We start from the raw sequence: 1,158 nt of genomic DNA, 5'->3' as shown, positions 1-1,158 counted from the left end.
CCGCCGAGGCGGTTTGCAGCGCGGATTGTAGGGCTTCTTGGGTTTTTGTCGTGGGGTTAAAAGAACTCATGGTGTGTCATATCCTCCCTGTTCTTCCCTGCTTTCGTCACCGTTATTGTGACACCGTTTCAGGGGCTTCACTGGATACAACACACCATGAGTTGAGTCTATTCCACTCAAGTTCGGATTTTGTGGAATTTTTTACCAGAAACTTGAGTGCCAGACACTCAATCCTAGACCTTGCCCTGCATCGCAGGATCCGGCCCGTTGCCGTTGACATCGACCACGCCCTTGGCCATGATCGCGCCACGCACCGGCATCCAGCCACCAAACTTGGCAGTCAGATACACGGCGATAGCAATCGCCAGCGCCAACCAACCCAGTCCAGCAGTCATTCCGTAAATCACCGCCAGCGGAGCCAGCACCGTCATACCAATCTCAAACGGACCGAAGCCCACATAAGCCACGCCGTATTCGGATAGGGTGCCGGACTTCAGCTTCGGATCGACGATCTTCAGGATCGCGATACCCGTTGCCACCGTCGCGGTTGCCCAGCCCCAACCGAAGATGCCGCGCTCCAACCATGCAGCGCCGAAGAATTCTGACGGGAACCACAGCAAGAAGAAGGTACAGAACACCGTACCCAGAACGAACAGCAGCAGCAGCGCTTGCCAATAAGAAGCCACGGCAGCAGGAACAATTGCCGCAATACCGAAGGCAATCAGGTAGTCCGTCGATGCACCAGACACCGAAGACACGGTGTCTTTGTCCAAGTATTCTCCGGCACCAATACCATTCATAACAGCACGGAAAATCAGGCCCACCACCAGGGACATCGCGAACAATGGGATGGAGACGTTCTCCCACAGGCCCTTGATACCGGCGTTGATGCCGTAGGCGGTCAGCACCGTCAACATGATAAAGCCCAGGTGCAGTGCGAGTGGTTCGATCGCCGATGGGTTGGTGGAAGCGCGACCAATCGATGGGCGCTCGCTGAGGTTTTTGATGTAGCCGCGACGCAGTTCTTCAGGTAGCTCACCAGGAAGCTGGGAGACTTTATTCCGACGAATACCCCAGTTACCAGCAATCACACCACCGATAATCGCCGCCAAGGTGCCCACGGTGGCGGAGGTAAAGCCCAGTGACGAAGCCTCGGCC

The 1,158-nt window shown here is 56.0% G+C and carries 1 protein-coding gene; it reads right to left on the bottom strand.

Annotated elements, in window-relative coordinates:
- Positions 1 to 233: 233 nt before the first annotated feature.
- Positions 234 to 1,158 (bottom strand): hypothetical protein (locus tag A5774_RS09935; RefSeq protein ID WP_064834668.1); only part of this gene is annotated, 925 nt, incomplete at its 5' end.

Origin of the sequence: Corynebacterium sp. EPI-003-04-2554_SCH2473622 (assembly GCF_001665955.1) — a bacterium.
Classification (GTDB): Bacteria; Actinomycetota; Actinomycetes; order Mycobacteriales; family Mycobacteriaceae; genus Corynebacterium; species Corynebacterium pseudodiphtheriticum.
This window is presented reverse-complemented; position numbering and strand designations above follow the sequence as displayed.